Source organism: Alloalcanivorax sp. C16-1 (assembly GCF_046507805.1).
GTDB lineage: Bacteria > Pseudomonadota > Gammaproteobacteria > Pseudomonadales > Alcanivoracaceae > Alloalcanivorax.
The window spans coordinates 52,236-68,466 of the sequence record NZ_JBKFTK010000005.1; the positions used below are offsets into that span (position 1 = coordinate 52,236).

General features: G+C 67.4%; 17 protein-coding genes. 8 read left to right on the plus strand and 9 right to left on the minus strand.

Features of this window, described 5'->3' with window-relative positions; all coding sequences use genetic code 11:
* Positions 1 to 11 precede the first annotated feature (11 nt).
* The 4 genes from gtdA to prmB all read right to left on the minus strand — a co-directional run bounded on the left by gtdA (position 12) and on the right by prmB (position 4,384).
* Positions 12 to 1,052, minus strand: a complete 1,041-nt coding sequence (gene gtdA, locus ACLD0W_RS15595; RefSeq protein ID WP_410308408.1) for a gentisate 1,2-dioxygenase — start codon at positions 1,050 to 1,052, stop codon at positions 12 to 14.
* Between the two features lie 120 nt (positions 1,053 to 1,172).
* A complete protein-coding gene (locus ACLD0W_RS15600) occupies positions 1,173 to 2,315 on the minus strand; it encodes an MFS transporter (protein ID WP_410308409.1) in 1,143 nt (380 codons plus the stop codon).
* Between the two features lie 10 nt (positions 2,316 to 2,325).
* A complete protein-coding gene (gene aroC, locus ACLD0W_RS15605) occupies positions 2,326 to 3,423 on the minus strand; it encodes a chorismate synthase (protein ID WP_410308410.1) in 1,098 nt (365 codons plus the stop codon).
* A 19-nt stretch (positions 3,424 to 3,442) separates the two neighbouring features.
* Positions 3,443 to 4,384, minus strand: a complete 942-nt coding sequence (prmB, locus tag ACLD0W_RS15610) for a 50S ribosomal protein L3 N(5)-glutamine methyltransferase (RefSeq protein WP_410308411.1) — start codon at positions 4,382 to 4,384, stop codon at positions 3,443 to 3,445.
* Between the two features lie 171 nt (positions 4,385 to 4,555).
* Here prmB and ACLD0W_RS15615 point away from each other — a divergent pair, with 171 nt between their 5' ends.
* The 5 genes from ACLD0W_RS15615 to ACLD0W_RS15635 all read left to right on the plus strand — a co-directional run bounded on the left by ACLD0W_RS15615 (position 4,556) and on the right by ACLD0W_RS15635 (position 9,245).
* Positions 4,556 to 5,059, plus strand: a complete 504-nt coding sequence (locus tag ACLD0W_RS15615) for an EVE domain-containing protein (RefSeq protein ID WP_410308412.1) — start codon at positions 4,556 to 4,558, stop codon at positions 5,057 to 5,059.
* Positions 5,060 to 5,137: 78 nt separating this feature from the next.
* A complete protein-coding gene (locus ACLD0W_RS15620) occupies positions 5,138 to 6,460 on the plus strand; it encodes an ammonium transporter (protein WP_410308413.1) in 1,323 nt (440 codons plus the stop codon).
* Positions 6,457 to 7,077 (plus strand): hypothetical protein, encoded by a 621-nt coding sequence (locus ACLD0W_RS15625; protein ID WP_410308414.1) that lies wholly within the window; start codon positions 6,457 to 6,459, stop codon positions 7,075 to 7,077. Before ACLD0W_RS15620 ends, ACLD0W_RS15625 begins: the two co-directional genes overlap by 4 nt.
* A gap of 71 nt (positions 7,078 to 7,148) precedes the next feature.
* Positions 7,149 to 8,438 (plus strand): dicarboxylate/amino acid:cation symporter, encoded by a 1,290-nt coding sequence (locus ACLD0W_RS15630; RefSeq protein WP_410308415.1) that lies wholly within the window; start codon positions 7,149 to 7,151, stop codon positions 8,436 to 8,438.
* A complete protein-coding gene (locus ACLD0W_RS15635) occupies positions 8,439 to 9,245 on the plus strand; it encodes an SDR family NAD(P)-dependent oxidoreductase (RefSeq protein WP_410308416.1) in 807 nt (268 codons plus the stop codon).
* Between the two features lie 15 nt (positions 9,246 to 9,260).
* Here the strand turns inward: ACLD0W_RS15635 and ACLD0W_RS15640 are convergent, their stop codons facing one another.
* Entirely contained in the window at positions 9,261 to 9,767 is a 507-nt protein-coding gene (locus tag ACLD0W_RS15640) for a DUF2505 domain-containing protein (RefSeq protein WP_410308417.1), read from the minus strand.
* A gap of 136 nt (positions 9,768 to 9,903) precedes the next feature.
* Here ACLD0W_RS15640 and ACLD0W_RS15645 point away from each other — a divergent pair, with 136 nt between their 5' ends.
* Complete coding sequence (locus ACLD0W_RS15645) at positions 9,904 to 11,085, plus strand: saccharopine dehydrogenase family protein (RefSeq protein WP_410308418.1); 1,182 nt, start codon at positions 9,904 to 9,906, stop codon at positions 11,083 to 11,085.
* Here ACLD0W_RS15645 and ACLD0W_RS15650 read toward each other — a convergent pair whose 3' ends face one another.
* Both ACLD0W_RS15650 and ACLD0W_RS15655 read right to left on the minus strand, forming a co-directional pair.
* A complete protein-coding gene (locus ACLD0W_RS15650) occupies positions 11,086 to 11,937 on the minus strand; it encodes an alpha/beta fold hydrolase (RefSeq protein ID WP_410308419.1) in 852 nt (283 codons plus the stop codon). It abuts the gene before it with no gap.
* Positions 11,924 to 12,766 carry an alpha/beta fold hydrolase gene (locus ACLD0W_RS15655; RefSeq protein ID WP_410308420.1) on the minus strand — a complete coding sequence of 281 codons (843 nt, stop codon included), beginning with the start codon at positions 12,764 to 12,766 and terminating at the stop codon, positions 11,924 to 11,926. Before ACLD0W_RS15655 ends, ACLD0W_RS15650 begins: the two co-directional genes overlap by 14 nt.
* A 114-nt stretch (positions 12,767 to 12,880) precedes the next feature.
* Between ACLD0W_RS15655 and xthA the strand changes: the two genes are divergently transcribed.
* Positions 12,881 to 13,705 carry an exodeoxyribonuclease III gene (gene xthA / locus ACLD0W_RS15660; RefSeq protein WP_410308421.1) on the plus strand — a complete coding sequence of 275 codons (825 nt, stop codon included), beginning with the start codon at positions 12,881 to 12,883 and terminating at the stop codon, positions 13,703 to 13,705.
* Positions 13,702 to 14,712 carry an ion transporter gene (locus ACLD0W_RS15665; protein WP_410308422.1) on the plus strand — a complete coding sequence of 337 codons (1,011 nt, stop codon included), beginning with the start codon at positions 13,702 to 13,704 and terminating at the stop codon, positions 14,710 to 14,712. Before xthA ends, ACLD0W_RS15665 begins: the two co-directional genes overlap by 4 nt.
* Here the strand turns inward: ACLD0W_RS15665 and sixA are convergent.
* Both sixA and ACLD0W_RS15675 read right to left on the minus strand, forming a co-directional pair.
* Positions 14,709 to 15,170 carry a phosphohistidine phosphatase SixA gene (sixA, locus tag ACLD0W_RS15670; protein WP_410308423.1) on the minus strand — a complete coding sequence of 154 codons (462 nt, stop codon included), beginning with the start codon at positions 15,168 to 15,170 and terminating at the stop codon, positions 14,709 to 14,711. The genes ACLD0W_RS15665 and sixA overlap by 4 nt on opposite strands.
* The gene (locus ACLD0W_RS15675) at positions 15,167 to 16,201 is read right to left on the minus strand and encodes an NAD(P)H-dependent glycerol-3-phosphate dehydrogenase (RefSeq protein ID WP_410308424.1); all 1,035 of its coding nucleotides are present in this window, start codon (positions 16,199 to 16,201) and stop codon (positions 15,167 to 15,169) included. Before ACLD0W_RS15675 ends, sixA begins: the two co-directional genes overlap by 4 nt.
* Positions 16,202 to 16,231 lie beyond the last annotated feature (30 nt).

A 16,231-nucleotide genomic window follows, 5' to 3' on the forward strand; every position in this document is an offset into this window, starting at 1 on the left:
TACCTCTGGGTTTATGACTGGCGCTCTTCGCGGTGGAAGCCGAGCTTCTCGTGCAAAGCGCGATCCGAGAAAAAGAACAGGAAACAGTCCTCGCTGGCGGACAGGGTTCGCCACTGCCAGCCGGGAATGGCGATCACATCCTTGGGACCGAAGCTCATCACCTGGCCGTCGACGCTGATCTCTCCCCGGCCCTCCACCACGTGCATTACCTGGCTGTCCGTGGAACGCAGGGCGCGGGTGCGCTCGCCCTTGCGCAGATGGGTCATCCAGGTCGCCAGGGTGGGCATCGGCCAGCCGCCGTCGATGGGGTTGGCGTAGCGCAGGGTGGTGCCCCAGTACTCATCCGGCGCCGCCCCCAGGGCGGCCTTGATCAGGGCGTCCCGGGTGCGCTCGTAGGGATAATTGAAGATCGGCGTGGTGGGACCGTAGGGGCTGCGCGCATTGATCGGCAGCAGGTTCTGGCCATAGCGAGCCAGGGAGTCGCCCTCCGGCCGGCTGAGCGGCTGGCGGCTTTCTTCGTGGGGGTCGGAAAACACCGATTCGAAGTAGCTGATCACCGGGATATCCAGCCCGTCCAGCCAGATCACCGGCTCATCACCGTCATTGCCGTGATCGTGCCAGGCCCAGGCCGGGGTGATCACGAAGTCCCCCTCGCGCATGGTGGTGCGCTCGCCGCCCACCGAGGTGTAGCCGCGCTCGCCCTCGATCAGAAAACGCAGCGCCGACGGCGTGTGCCGGTGCGCCGGCGCGGTTTCGCCGGGCAGAATCAGCTGCAGGCCGGCATAGAGACTGGGGGTGGCCCGGGACTGGCCCGGGCAGGATGGATTTTCCAGCACCAGCACCCGGCGCTCCGCCTCCTCGGCGGTGAGCAGATCACCGGCTTCCAGCAGCAGCGGACGCAACCGCGAGTAATGCCATTGATGGGCGTGATAGCGCGAAGCGGGCTGGCGCGGCACGATATTGCCGAGCACTTCCCAGAGGGGCGCGGCGTCGAACGCCGCCAGCCTTTGGTAGAACGCCCGCCGATGCGGAGAGGGAATATTGCCTGCCATAGCGACCTCGTTGCGACTGTTGTTGTGTCGTCGCAAGGGACTATAGGAAAGGCTTTTTCTTAATTAAATTGAAAAAATAGCGCCAATGATTAACCACTGGTTAATCATTGGCGCTACAGGTCAGCCTGCGGGCTCCCCCGCCGTCGGCAGCCGCAGGGCCAGCACCGTGGCGGCCAGAGTCAGCACGCCGGCGACCAGGAAGCAGTAGACGCCCAGGTAGGGCCAGGCCAGGCCGCTGAGGCCGGAGCCCAGGCCCCAGCCGGCGCCGTAGCCGAGGCTGGAGTACAACGCCTGGCCCTGGCCGGCGAAGGCGCGGCCGGAGGCGCGCTGCACCCAGGCGATACCGCCGGCGTGGAAGCAGGCGTAGCTGGCGGAGTGCAGCAGCTGTGCGGCGCCGAGCCAGGGAAGGCTGTCGCCACACAGGGCCACCACCAGCCAGCGCACCGAGGCCAGCATCAGGCAGGTCAGCAGGATGCGGTTGAGGGCGAAGCGGGTCATCAGCCGGTGCATCAGCAGGAAGGCCACCACCTCGGACGCCACCGCCACCGACCACAGGGTGCCCACGGTCATCTTGCGGAACCCCATCTCCTCCAGGTGGATGCTGTAGAAGGTGTAATAGGGCCCGTGGGAGGCCTGCATCAGGAACGCCACCAGCATGAAGATCTGGATGTCGCGGCGCTTGAGCAGCTTGACCAGGCCGCCGTCGGCGTTGCGCCGGGCCTCGCCCTTCTCCGCCGGCAGCGCCAGGGTGGCCAGCCACAGCAGCCAGAGCAGCGCCGACATCACCCAGGGCAGCAGGGTCATGGGCAGATGGTCCAGGGCGGTGCCGACCAGGAACACGCAGGTAATAAAGCCCAGGGAGCCCCACACCCGCACCTGGCTGTAGCGGTGGGCCTGGTCGCCCAGGGTGTGCAGCGTGACCACCTCGAACTGGGCCAGCACCGCGTTCCAGAAGAAGCTGAACACCGCCAGCAGGATCGCCATGGACCAGACCTGGTCGGCCCAGAACACCGGCAGGAAGGCCACCGCCGCCGCCAGGTTGCCGAGGCGGATAATGCGCATGCGCGCCCCGCTGCGGTCGGCCAGCCAGCCCCACACATTGGGGGCGACGACCTTGGTCAGGTGCGGCACCGCCATCAGCAGGCCGATGGTGGTGGCGGAGAAGCCCAGATCCTTGAGGTACAGGGACCAGTAGGGCACCAGGGTGCCCAACAGGCCGAAATACAGAAAATAAAAGGCGGAAAGACGCCAGTAATACGGCATGGCGATCTCTTCAGGCCTGACCGGGAATGGGCGCCAGAGGGGGCGTCACATCTCCGTTCTGCGCCCGGTGGCGCAGGTAATGATCCATCAGCACCAGAGCCAGCATGGCCTCGGCGATGGGGGTGGCGCGCACGCCCACGCAGGGGTCGTGGCGGCCCTTGGTGACCACCTCGGTGGGCTCGCCGTCCAGGGTGATCGAGCGCCCGGGAATGGTGATGCTGGAGGTGGGCTTGAGGGCCAGACTGGCGCGCAGGGTCTGACCGCTGCTGATGCCGCCCAGCACGCCGCCGGCGTGATTGCTGAGGAAGCCCTGCGGGGTGATCTCATCGCGGTGCTGTTCGCCGCGCTGGTTGACCACCTCGAAGCCGTCGCCGATCTCCACGCCCTTGACCGCGTTGATCGACATCAGCGCCTTGGCCAGATCCGCGTCGAGCCGGTCGAACACCGGTTCGCCCCAGCCCGGCGGCAGGTTGTCGGCGAACACGGTGACGCGGGCGCCGATGGACGAGCCGTCCTTGCGCAGGTCGTTGATCAATTGCTCCAGGGCCGGAATCTTGTCCACGTCCGGGAAGAAGAACGGGTTGCCGTTGACCGCGTCCCAGTCGAACTTCTCGGCGCGGATCGGACCGATCTGCTCCACCCCGCCGTACAGGCGCACGCCCAGGCGCTCACTCAGGAACTTGCGGGCGATGGCGCCGGCGGCCACGCGCATGGCGGTTTCCCGGGCCGAGGAGCGGCCACCGCCGCGGTAGTCGCGGAAGCCGTACTTCTGAGTGTAGGTATAGTCCGCGTGGCCGGGGCGGAAGGTGGCGGCGATATTGCCGTAGTCCTTGGACTTCTGATCGGTGTTCTCGATCAGCAGGCCGATGGAGGTGCCGGTGGTCTTGCCCTCGAACACCCCGGAGAGAATGCGGACCTGGTCCGGTTCCCGGCGCTGGGTGGTGTAGCGGCTGGTGCCGGGCTTGCGGCGGTCCAGCTCGTGCTGCAGATCCGCCTCGCTGAGCGCCAGCCCCGGCGGGCAGCCGTCGACGATGGCGCCGAGAGCGGCGCCGTGGCTTTCACCGAAGGTGGTGACACGGAAGCGTTCACCAAAACTGTTTCCGGACATAGGTTTCCTCTGCGCGGGCTCAGCCCGTGAAATGCGCTCGCTTGAAACAATCGTGATAGTCGATCAGTTGGCGCCGATCCAGCATGAACACGCCGTGGCCGCCGCGCTCGAACTCGAACCACATAAACGGCACCTCCGGCCAGGCGGCCATCACGTGCCGGTCGCTGTTGCCGACCTCGACGATCAGCACGCCGTCCTCGCCGAGGCGCTCCGGCGCCTCGATCAGCAGGCGGCGGGTGAAGTCCAGCCCGTCCGCCCCGGAGGCCAGGGCCAGTTCCGGTTCGTGGCGGTACTCGGCGGGCATCGCCGCCAGATCGTCGGCGTCCACATAGGGCGGGTTCGAGACGATCAGGTCGTAGCGGCCGGACAGCCCGTCCAGACCATCGGCCTGTACCGGGAACACCCGATCCTCCAGGCCGTGCCGCTCGATGTTGGCGCGGCACACCGCCAGGGCGTCCTCGGAGATGTCGCTGGCGTCCACCTCGGCGTGCTCCAGGGCATGGGCGCAGGCGATGGCGATGCAGCCGCTGCCGGTGCACAGGTCCAGCACCCGCCCGACCCGGTCCGGATCCAGCCAGGGCTGGAAGCGCGCCTCGATCAGCTCGGCGATGGGCGAGCGCGGAATCAAAACCCGCTCGTCGACCCGGAACGGCAGGCCGCAGAACCAGGCTTCGCCGGTCAGATAAGGCACCGGCACCCGTTCGTTCACGCGGCGCTTCATCAGCGCCACGAACGCCGATACCTCATCGGGCAGCAGCCGGGCATCCAGCAGGCGCGGATCGCTGTCCGCCGGCAGTGCCAATATATGCAGCAGCAGCGCCAGACATTCGTCGCCGTGGTCGTCGGTGCCGTGGCCCAGGAAGACGTCGCTCCGGCGCAGCGCCGACTCGCCCCAGCGCAGACAGTCGCGCGGGGTTCGCAAGGTGGCCTGAGCCTGCTCCTGTTCGCGGGGTTCGATCACGGGTACGCCTCCAGAATGGGCGTCGAAGAGTAGCACATAATCGACCGCTTGGCCGTCACCGGAATGACACCTGGAGCCCCCATGGTGGGTGGTAATGAAGTCATTACTTAAATTGGGATGACTTTATTGACAGACGTGATACATTGCCCCTTCACATGCGGGAGGATCGGTATGCGCAGTTGGCTTTTCAAGACCGAGCCCAAGGACTTTAGTCTGCAGGATTTGCAGAACGCACCCGACCAGACCACCGGTTGGGACGGGGTACGAAACTACCAGGCACGCAACCGCATCCGCGACGAGGTGCAGGAAGGCGACCGGGTACTGATCTACCACTCCCGGGGCAAGAATCCGTCCATCGTCGGTGAAGCCCGCGTGGTCTCCGCGCCCTACCCGGACCCCACCCAGTTTCAGCCGCAGCACGCCGGCTTCGATCCGCGCAGCAGCGAGGACATGCCGCGCTGGTTCCAGGTGGATGTGCGCTACGTCAGCACCTACTCCGAACCGCTGCCTCTGGCGCGCATGCGCCAGTACCCGGAATTCGCCGATCTGGAGCTGGTGATCCGCCCGCGTCTGTCGATTCAGCACATCACCGACCGTCAGTATCAGCAGATTCTGGCACTCTGCGAGCCGGAAATGTCGGTGCCCGGCGGGCTGGTCTCCGCCCTCTACGGTTAGCTCCTGCTGCGGGCATCAGCCCCGCTTGGCATAGTCGTTGCAGCGCTTCCCCTCGACAATAATGATCGAGGGGGTCTCATGGAACGACGCGCCATCCATCCCGCTTTTTCCTTCGCTTTACTCGCCACGGCTTTCCTGCTGCCCACCTCGGCGCGGGCGGCGGCGCCGCAATACGACGGGGCCGATGTGGTGTGGGTGGCGATCGCCGCCGCCCTGGTGTTCCTGATGCAGGCCGGTTTCGCGCTGCTGGAAAGCGGCCTGAGCCGGGCCAAGAACGCCGTCAACGTGCTGATGAAGAACTACATGGACCTGTGTGTGGGCACCCTGGCATTCTGGGCCCTGGGCTTCGGTCTGATGTTCGGCGCCAACCCTTCCGGCTGGTTGGGCCAGAGCCTGTTCGCCCCCAGCCAGGGCGACAGCGACCTGTGGACCCTGTTGCTGTTCCAGCTGATGTTCGCCGCCACCGCCGCCACCATCGCTTCCGGCGCCATGGCCGAGCGCACCCGCTATGTGGGCTATCTGTGCGGGGCGGTGGCGATCACCGGGCTGATCTACCCGTTGTTCGGCAACTGGGCCTGGAACAGCGACGGCTGGCTGGCCCGCCTGGGGTTCGTGGATTTCGCCGGCTCCACGGTGGTCCACAGCGTGGGCGGCTGGTGCGCGCTGGCCGGCATTCTGGTGGTGGGGCCCCGACTGGGCCGCTTCGACAAGCAGGGCCAGCCCCGGGAAATCCGTGGCCATAACCTGTCGTTCGTGGCGCTGGGGGGCTTTCTGCTGTGGTTCGGTTGGTTCGGCTTCAACGGCGGCTCCACGGTGGCGGCCAGCGTCGATATCGCGCTGATCAATCTCAATACCCAGCTGGCGGCCAGCGCCGGCGCTCTCGGCTCCGCGCTCTATCGGCTGGCGGCGCGGCGTCCGGTGCTGCTCACCGAGACCGTCAACGGCAGCCTGGCGGGGCTGGTGGGCATCACCGCCGGCTGCGCCACCATGAGCCCGGGGTTCGCGGTGCTCACCGGCCTGGTGGCGGGTCTGCTGGTGGGCCCCGGCGGGCGCCTGCTGCTGGCGCTGAAACTGGACGACGTGGTCTCGGCGGTACCGGTGCACGCCTTTGCCGGCGCCTGGGGCACCCTGGCGGCGGGCCTGTTCCATAGCGGCGATCTGTTCGACCCGGGGCGCATCACCGTGCAGTTGCTGGGCATCGTGGTGGCGTTCGCCTGGGCGTTCTTCGCCGCCCTGATCCTGTACATGCTGGTGTCGCTGAGCGCCGGCCTGCGTGCCCCCGCCCTGCACGAGCAGCGCGGCCTGGACGTGAGCGAACACGCCGAACTGGGCTACCCGGAGTTTTCCCAGCCGCACCTGTACGACGCGGAGGTGGCCGGCGGCCTGGAGTCCCGGCGATGACGCCGGAGGAGCGGCGCCGCCGGGCGCTGGCCACCGGTCTGGCGCCGTGGCTGGAGGCCGACCAGGTGGTCGAGGCGGTGGCCCTGTGGCAGCGCGACTTCGCCGGCCGCCCGCGCTTCTCCCTACAGGGCTACGTGAGCGAAGTGAGCCGGCGCTTCGACCTGGCCCACCGCCGCCACGACCTGCATCTGAGCCTGGTGCAGGCCATGTCCCTGGCGGACCGGCAACTGCTCGCCGACCCGCTGGCCGGCACTGGTGAAGGCGCGGACGCGGACCGTCACCCCGCCACCCGCGCTTTCCAGGCCCTGATGCAGGCCCTCTGGGACGGGCTCGGCGAGACCGAAGCCAGCACCCTGCGACTCGACCAGTCCACCGATCTTCGCCGCGCCGGTCTGCCCGGCGAGGCGCGCGGGGCGGTGGATCACTGGCTCAATCACCCGCGCGCGGATCTGGCGGCACTGGACCGCGACACCCTGCGCACGCTGCTCAACCGGAGCTACATCTTGCTGTGTGAACGCTACGGTCCGGTGCGCGCCGACCGTCTGCTGCGCGATGCCGGCGACCGGGTACGGCGGGAGCATCCGGCGCTGGGCCCGGCGCTCAATGGGCTGCTATGAGCGCAAGCGGGTTGCCAGTGGTTCCAACCGGTCATTATGCTTGCCCGTTCCAGCATAAAAAGGGCGGCTGAATGAAATTACATCACCAGATCTTTCTGGCCATGGTACTCGGCGGCGTGGCCGGGGCCTTCACGTCGGAAAGCACCGCCCTGGCCGGGGTGCCGTTACTGTCGGTCTACGACCTGCTCGGCGATCTCTTTATCAACGCGCTGAAGATGGTGGTGGTGCCCCTGATCACCACCGCCATCATCAGCGGCATGATCAATGTGGGCGACGGCGACAACCTGGGCCGCCTGGGCGCCAAGACGGTGGCGTTCTATCTGACCACCAGCCTGATCGCGGTGCTGGTGGGCCTGCTGGTGGTGAATGTGATTTCCCCGGGCATCATCGACGGCCAGCCGGCCCGCGACCTGCTGGGTCTGTCCGCGGACACCGAGCAGACCCTGCAAAGCATTGAGGGCCGGGGCGCCGCCGATTTCACCGAGATCCTGCGCCAGATGCTGCCGCCCAACCTGTTCCAGGCGGCGGCGGAAACGCAGATGCTGGGGCTGATCGTGTTCTCCCTGTTCTTCGGCTTTTTCCTGCGCACCCTGCCCGGCGCCCCCGGCGAACACCTGCGCCAGACCATCGAGGGCATCTACCGGGTGATCCTGCGCATCACCATGGTGATCATCCGCTTCGCGCCGGTGGGCGTGTTCGGTCTGATCGCGGTGACCGTGAGCCGCACCGGCCTGGACGCGGTGGAGCCGCTGGCACTGTTCTTCGTCACCGTGCTGCTGGCGCTGGGCATTCATATGTTCGTGGTCATGCCCCTGCTGATCCGGGGGCTGGCCAAACGGTCCCCCTGGCGGCATCTGCAAGCCATGACCCCCGCCCTGCTCACCGCGTTTTCGTCGGCCAGTTCCGCCGCCACCCTGCCGCTGAGCATGGAGTGCGTGGAAAAGCGCTCCGGCGTCTCCAACCGCACCGCCAGTTTCGTGTTGCCGCTGGGCGCCACCGTGAACATGGACGGCACCGCCCTGTATGAGTGCGTGGCGGCGATTTTCATCGCCCAGGCCTACGGGCTGGATCTGTCCCTGACCACCCAGTTCCTGATCGTCATCACCGCCCTGCTCACCTCCATCGGCGTGGCCAGCATTCCCGCCGCCAGCCTGGTGGCGATCACCGTGATCCTGGGTGTGATCGGCCTGCCCGCCGAAGCCATCGGCCTGATTCTGGTCACCGACCGGCTGCTGGACATGTGCCGCACCGCCGTGAACATCTGGGGGGACAGTGTCTGTGCGGTGCTGCTGGCGCGCAGCGAAGGCGAGGACCAGGTGCTGCGGGGGCCGATGCGCGAACTCAGCGTGGAACGGGACTGAATGAACGGCAAACCGGTCATGCTGATCACCGGCGCCGCCCATGGACTGGGTCGGGCGCTGGCGGAGCGAGCCATCGCCGAGCACCGGGTGGCGCTGTTCGACCGGGACCAGGCCGCCGGCCACGCCACCGCCGAGGCGCTGCGGCTGGCCGGCGGTGAAGTGCTGTTTCTGCACGGCGACGTGTCCCGGGAGCGGGATCTGCGCCAGGCCATGGAGCGGATTCAGCGACGTTGGGGCCGCCTGGACGTACTGATCAACAACGCCGGTTTAGCCGCCGCCGGACCGTTCGAGGCCCTGGACGAACAGAGCTGGGAGGCGCCCTGGCGGGTCAACGTGATGGGCGCGGTGTACGGTTGCCGGGCGGCACTGACGCTGATGAAGCGACAGGGCCACGGCCAGTTGGTGAACGTGGCCGCCCTGGCCGGTCTCACCGCGCCGCCGGGCATGGCCAGCTACGTGGCCTGCAACGCCGCCCTGATCGGTTTCAGCGAGGCCCTGGCGGCGGAGCTGTCGGTGCTCGGCATTCGCGTTTCGGTGGTCTGCCCGGACCTGTTTCCCAGCGATCTGGACCAGCGCATGGTGGGCGCCGACGCGCTCAGCCGGGCGCGCCTGCAACGGGCGCTGCGGCGGGCCCCGGACAGCGCCGGGCTGGTGGCGGAGCGGATCCTCGCCGCCCTGCCCAAGGCGCCGCTGCACGTCTTTCCCCAGCGCGAGGCGCAAAGGGCCTGGCGCCGCAAGCGCCGCCGGCCGGCGCGGTTTCTGGACGCGATGAAGGAAAAGGCGCGCCGCCTGCGGCGACACACCTAGCGACTTCAGTCGCGATCAGGCCTGGTGGTGCTCCCGGATATAACGGATGGTGTGCCGGTAATCGCCTTCCAGAGCCTGCTCGAAGCGCTCCGCGATCAGACTCTCCAGCTTGCGCCCCACCAGCGGCACCGAGGATTTCACCGCCACCCGGGTGGTCTGCACGGCCTCGTCACCGTCGGAGCGCAGCGTCATGGTGCCGCCCACCTTCACCGGCACACTGCCGAGCACGAAACGATAGTCCGCCTGATAGCCGGCCTCGGCCGGGCGCCAACGAAACTCGGTGGTCAATTCCGCTTGCTCGGGCAGGAATTTGCGGGCCACGCTCGGCACCTTGTCCAGGCGGATGGCGATCGGCTGGGCAATGCGGATCAGAAAACCGTCGCCCTGGGGCTCGAACGCCTCGAACCGGTAGTCGTCCACCTCGCCCCAGGCGAAGCGTTGTTCGAAAAACGCCTTGCTGGTCAGGATGCCGTACAGCTCTTCCACGTTCACCGGATAACGGCGCTCGACGATCTCTTCCATTTTCTCTCCTGATGAAAAGCGTCACGGTCATGGGCCGACCTGGCCGGCAACGCTACACTGACGTTTGTGCCTATGCCACTTGTACCCATGCCACTTGTACCAATGCCACTGACCCGCCCGGCAACAAGGAGATGCCATGACCACACGTCCCTACGCCCTGGTACTGTTCGGCGCCACCGGTTTCACCGGCGGACTGACCGCCCACTATCTGGCCCGCCATCTGCCCCCGGGCACGCCCTGGGCCCTGGCCGGCCGCAACCGCGCCAAACTGGAACAGGTGGCCGCCGGGCTGCCCGGCGACGCCGATACGCCGGCCCTGCTGGAGGCGGACAGCGCCGACCCCCGTGCCCTGGCGGAACTGGCCGCCGCCACCCGCGCCCTGGCCACCACCGTGGGCCCCTATATGCGCCACGGCGAACCGTTGGTGCGGGCCTGCGTGGAACAGGGCACGCATTATTGCGATCTTACCGGCGAGCCGGAGTTCGTGAATACCCTGATTCCGCGCTACCACGAAGCCGCTCAAAAGGCCGGCTGCGCCATCGTTAACTGTTGCGGATTCGATTCCATTCCCCACGACGCCGGCGCCCTGTTCACCGTGCGCGAACTGGCCCGCGCCCATGGCGGCCGGCTGACCGCGCCGGTGAGCGTGGAGGGGGCGGTGTCGTTCTCCGCCTCGTTCTCCGGTGGCACCTGGCAGTCGGCGCTGGAAGCGTTCGCGCGGCCACGGCAGAACCAGCAGCGCCTGCGCGACGCCCGGGTGCGGCTCAAACAATGGTACCCGCGTCCGGTGGGCGCGCTGTCATCCCGGCCCCATAGGGACGGCGAGCTGGGTGGCTGGCTGGCGCCCATGCCCACCATCGACCCGCTGGTGGTGCTGCGCTCCGCCAGTGCCCTGGAGGACTACGGCCCCGCCTTCCGCTACGGCCACTATCTGGTCACGCCCAGCCTGGCGAAACTGGTGGGCGGCGCCGCCGGTGTCGGCGGCCTGGTGCTGGCCGCCCAGATCGGGCCGCTGCGGCGCCGGCTGATGAAAAGCCGCCCCTCCGGCGACGGGCCGGACCCGGAAACCCGCGCCCGCTCCTGGTTTCAGGTGCGCTTTCGTGGACGTTGCGGCGACACCGAGGTGCGCTGCCGGGTGGCCGGCGGCGACCCGGGCTACGATGAAACCGCCAAGATGCTGTCGGAGACGCTGATGGGGCTGGCCCTGGACGAAGGCGCCCCGCGCCACACCGGCGTGGTGACGCCGGTGATGGCGCTGGGCGACCGCCTGATCGAGCGACTGCAAGCCGCCGGCATGGTGTTCGAGCGCGAAGCCTGATCAGCCGCCGAGAAAGGCCGCGATCTCGGTGGCCGCCGGCGCCGGATCGTCCATGTGCAGATGATGGCGACCCGGCAGCCGGCCCACGGTGACGTCCGCCAGCCAGGCGATGCGATGGTCGAAACGGCCGTCGCCGCCGAGGCCCTGGTCGCCCAGGATCAGCAGCGTGGGGGCGCGGATCGCGCGCACGAAGCCCTCCACCTGTTCCTCGGTGAGGCGCAGCGACGAGGTCAGCCGCAAGCGCGCGTCGGCGCGCCAGGTCCAGCCCCCTTCCACCGGCTCCAGGCCGCGCTCGCAAAGCAGCCGCGCGGAGGCTTCCTCCAGGCCACCCAGGGCCGGCAGCCGGGCGGCCACCGCCTGTTCCGGGTCGGCGTACACCGGTTTGCGCTTGCCCGGCAGGGTCTGCATTTGGTCAATGGCCTTGCGCAGGGTGTCCGGGGCGTCGTCGCCGGCGGTGGCCGGCGGGCCCAGGCCCTCGATCAGCACCAGCTTCTCCACCCGCTCCGGAAAGGTGCCGGCGAACAGGCAGGCCACCCCGGCGCCCATGGAGTGCCCCATTAGTACGAACCGCTCCCAGCCCAGGGCGTCGGCCACCGCCAGCACGTCGCGTACATGGTCCACGTAATGGGTGGCCTGGTGCGGCGGCCGGTGGTCGGAGTGTCCATGGCCGGCGAAGTCCAGCGCCACCATGGGATTGGGCAGCTTACCGGCCAGTGGCAGGAACGAGGCGGCGTTATCGAGCCAGCCGTGCAGAGACAGAATCGGCACGCCCTCGCCTTCCCATTGCAGCGCCGCCAGGTCCTGGCCGTAAACGTGAAAGCGGCGCTCCGCCGGCGGCTCAGAGCGCCACATCACGCTGCTCCCGATGGTCGGCGCCGAGCAGATCGTCGAGCGCCTTCAGCACCAGGGCGGCGGTGCCTTCCGGCCGCTCCAGCGGGTACATATGGCTGCCCGGCGCGAACAGCCGCGTCATGCGGTGGCGGCGGGCATGGCGGGCACCGCCCTTCTGGAACAGATCCGGCGACCGTTCGCCGGTGACCAGGACGCCGGGCACCTTGAGGCGCGGCAGCGAGGTGACACCGGTGGGTGTCTCGTTGAATACCGCCACTTCCACCTCCGGGCGAAAGCGCAGCCGCCAGCCGTCACCGTGGCGCTCCAGGCCGTGCTCCAGGTAATGCTTCAGGGAACGCGGATCAAACGCCTTGAACAAGCCGCGGGAATTGAAGTAGCTCTCCACATCGTCCCAGTTGGCCCAATAGTCCAGGCGCCCTCTGCTCTGGCGCGCCGGCGAGAAACGGTCGCCCAGCCCCACCCGTTTGGCGATACGAAAAACCAGGCCCTGGGCGCCGTTGGCCACCGGCGGGTCGAGCATCACCAGCGCCTGGAACCAGTCCGGATGGCGTTGGGCCACCCAGAACATCAGCACCGAACCCATGGAGTGGCCCAGGCCGATGATCGGTTTGGGCAGGGGCTCAAGAAAGGCTTCCAGTTCCAGGCTCAGGCTTTCCCAGTTGGCGTCCACCGGGTAGCGCGGGTCCTGGCCCAGGCACTCCACCACGCGCACGTCGTAGTAGTCCCGCAGGGGGTCGAGAAAGGTGTCGTAGCTGTGGCCGGGAACACCGTTGGCGTGGGCAAACGCCAGCACCGGCTTGGCGCCGGGCCGCAAGGCGGCGTCGTTCATGGTCTGTCTCCTCGCATCCGAGCGCGGATGATAACCTCCCCGCCGGCCAAACTCATGGATCGATTCAACCAGCGGCCATGCGGTGGTGTACAATGCGCCGCAAACGGAGGTGATATGACGCTGATTTCATTCAACATCAATGGCATTCGCGCCCGTCTCCACCAGTTGGAGACGTTGCTGGAAAAATACCGCCCGACGCTGCTGGGTCTGCAGGAAACCAAGGTGCAGGACAGCGAGTTCCCGGAACAGGCGGTGCGCGATCTGGGCTACCACCCGTACTATTTCGGGCAGAAAGGTCACTACGGCGTCGCCCTGCTCACCCGCGAACCGCTGGAAGAAGTACGCTACGGCTTCCCCGGCGACGGCGAGGATGCACAGAAGCGCATGATCATCGGCCGTTTCAACGACGCCGACGGCAAACCGGTGACGGTGCTCAACGGTTATTTTCCCCAGGGCGAAAACCGCGAGCACCCGGTCAAGTTTCCGGCCAAGGAAAAGTTCTACCAGGATCTGCAGGACTACCTGGAGCAGCACCATCGCCCGGATGAACAGCTGGCGATCATGGGCGACTTCAATATCTCCTCCACCGACCGGGACATCGGCATCGGCGAGGACAACCGCAAGCGCTGGCTGCGCGAGGGCAAAACCAGCTTCCTGCCCGAGGAACGGGAATGGTGGCAGCGGCTGGTGAATTGGGGCCTGGTGGACACCTTCCGCCACCGTTTCCCGGACACCGACGACGTGTTCTCCTGGTTCGATTATCGCTCCAAGGGCTTCGATCGGGACCCGCGCCGGGGCCTGCGCATCGACACCGTGCTGGCCACCCCGGCCCTGCTGGAACGCCTCACCGATACCGGCGTGGATTACGACATTCGTGGCATGGAACGGCCCTCGGACCACTGTCCGGTGTGGAGCCGGTTCGATAACCTGCCCTCATGAGTGTCCATGTCCACCTGAAGAAGCTGCGCCCGGGGCTCGATTCCCTGGGCTTTCTGATCGATGTGCTGATGATCGTGCTGGTGATCGTCAACCTGGCACTGATCATCTTCGACTGGGCCTTTCGGGTGGAATCGGTGCAGGCCCTGCTGCAAACCTGGGTGCCGGATTTCCACACCTTCTACAAGGAACAGATCCACGCCAATTTCTTTGAAATCGATCTGGCCTTCGTCACCGTCTATCTGACCGAATTCGTGATCCGCTGGGGCTTCGCCATCGCCCGGCGCACCTATCACCGCTGGTTCTTCTACCCGTTTGTGCATTGGTATGACCTGCTCGGCTGCATCCCGGTGGGCAGCTTCCGCTGGCTGCGGATCCTGCGCGTGGTAAGCCTGATGTTCCGGCTGCAAAAGATGGGCGTGGTGGACTTCCGCGACACCTATCCGGGCCGCACCGTGATCAAGTACTACAAGGTGCTGATGGAGGAAATCTCCGATCGGGTGGTGATCAATGTGCTGGAAGGCGCGCAGCGGGAAATCCGCACCGGCGGCCCGATGATGCACCGCATCGAACGGGAAGTGCTGGCGCCCCGGCGCGAGCAACTGGTGGATTACCTGGCCGGGCGCGTCGCCGCCGCCACCCGCCGCAGCCACGACCAGTACCGGGACCGGCTCGGCGAGTATCTGGTCTACCTGACCGACGAGGCGGTGCAGCGCACCGCCGCCGGCCGGCGTCTGGCGCAGATGCCGGTGGCCGGCCCGCGCGCCATCGCCCTGCTCGGCGACACCGTGCGCGACAGCGGCACCGCCCTGGTGGATCAACTGGTGGAGGACATCAGCTCACCGGCCAACCGGCCGCGCCTGGACGCCCTGATCGACGACATCATCAGTGCCTCCGGCGGCGGCGGTGAACAGCTCAACGAGATGGTGAAACAGACGCTGCTGGAAATTCTGGACCATGTGAAAGCCCAGGTGGCGGTGCAGCACTGGAAGGAAGACGAACAGTTCTAGCCGGGGCCGCGCATCCACAGCAGGCGGGCGCCGCCGGGGGCCGCCACCTCCACGTCCAGGGCCGCCACCGTGCCGACGCGAAAAGCCGGCCGCGCGGTGGGCTCACCGATCCAGGCGGCGGTGAGCAGGGACACCAGCGGCATGTGGCTGACCAACACCGTGTTGTCCTGCTCCGGCTGCTGAATCAGCCAATCCAGAAACGCCTGGGGCCGGGCTTCCGGCACCAGCCAGCCACAGGCTTCCTGTTCCTGGCCACCAAAGGCGCGGGCGATGCACAGGGCGGTCTGCTGGGCGCGCCGGTACGGGCTGGCGATCAGCCGTTCCATGCGTACCCCTTCCGCGCGCAGGTCCTGCCACAGCGCCATCACCTCCAGCCGACCGCGTTCGGTGAGCGGTCGTTCCGCGTCGGTGGGCGCCTGCGCCACGGCCTCGCCGTGACGGCACAGATAGACTCTCAAGCGGTTCCCCCGTGAAAGCTGAACTCCACATCGTGCTTGTGCTCGCCACTCATCAGCCGGGCGATCATGGTGTCCAGCGGCTTGCCCTCGTAGATGATCTCATAGAGCGCGGTGGCCAGGGGCATATAAACGTTCAGTTGCCGGGCCCGGGTCGCCACCAGCCGGATGGTGTTGAGGCCCTCGGCGGTCTGCCCCAGGGCATCCAGCGCCTGGTTCAGGTCCTGGCCGCTGCCCAGGGCATGGCCGAGGCGGTAGTTGCGGGACAGCGACGACGAGCAGGTGGCGATCAGGTCGCCCACCCCGGACAGTCCCAGGAAGGTAAGCGGGTTGGCGCCCAGCTCCACGGCGAAGCGGCTCATCTCCGCCAGGGCCCGGGTGAGCATGAAGCTGCGGCTGTTTTCGCCGATGCCGATGGCGGCGGCCATGCCGGACGCCACCGCGTAAATGTTCTTGAGGGCGCCGCCCAGTTCCACCCCGTAAATATCCGGATTGTCATAGACCCGGAAGTAGTCACAGCTGAGTGCTTTCTGCACGGTCTGGCAGAGCGCTTCGTCGGGGCTGGCGATCACCGTGCCGGTGAATTTGCGCTCGACGATCTCGCGGGCCAGGTTGGGGCCGCTGAGCACGCCGATGCGCGCCTGGTCCCATTCCCGTTTGAGCAGCTGGCTCATCAGCAGGAAGCCGTCTTCGTGGATGCCCTTGGTGCAACTGACCACCAGGGTGCCCTCGGCCACCTTGGGGCGGGCCTGACGCAGCACTTCCACGAAGGCGCTGGACGGCACCGCCACGAACACCAGGTCGGCGCCATCCAGTACCTCGTCCAGGCTTTCCGTGGCGTGCACCCCCTCGGGCAGGGACTGGCCCGGCAGATAGCGGGGGTTCTCCCGGTCCTCGTTGATGGCGGCGGCGGTTTCCGGGTCGCGCACCCAGAGCCGGGTACGGTGGCCGTTCTCGGCCAGGATGCTGGCCATGGCGGTGCCGAAACTGCCGCCGCCCAGGATCGCGGCGGTGTGTGGCTGATGCTGCTTCACGGGCGATGCCCCTCGAATCCGACGCGCGCC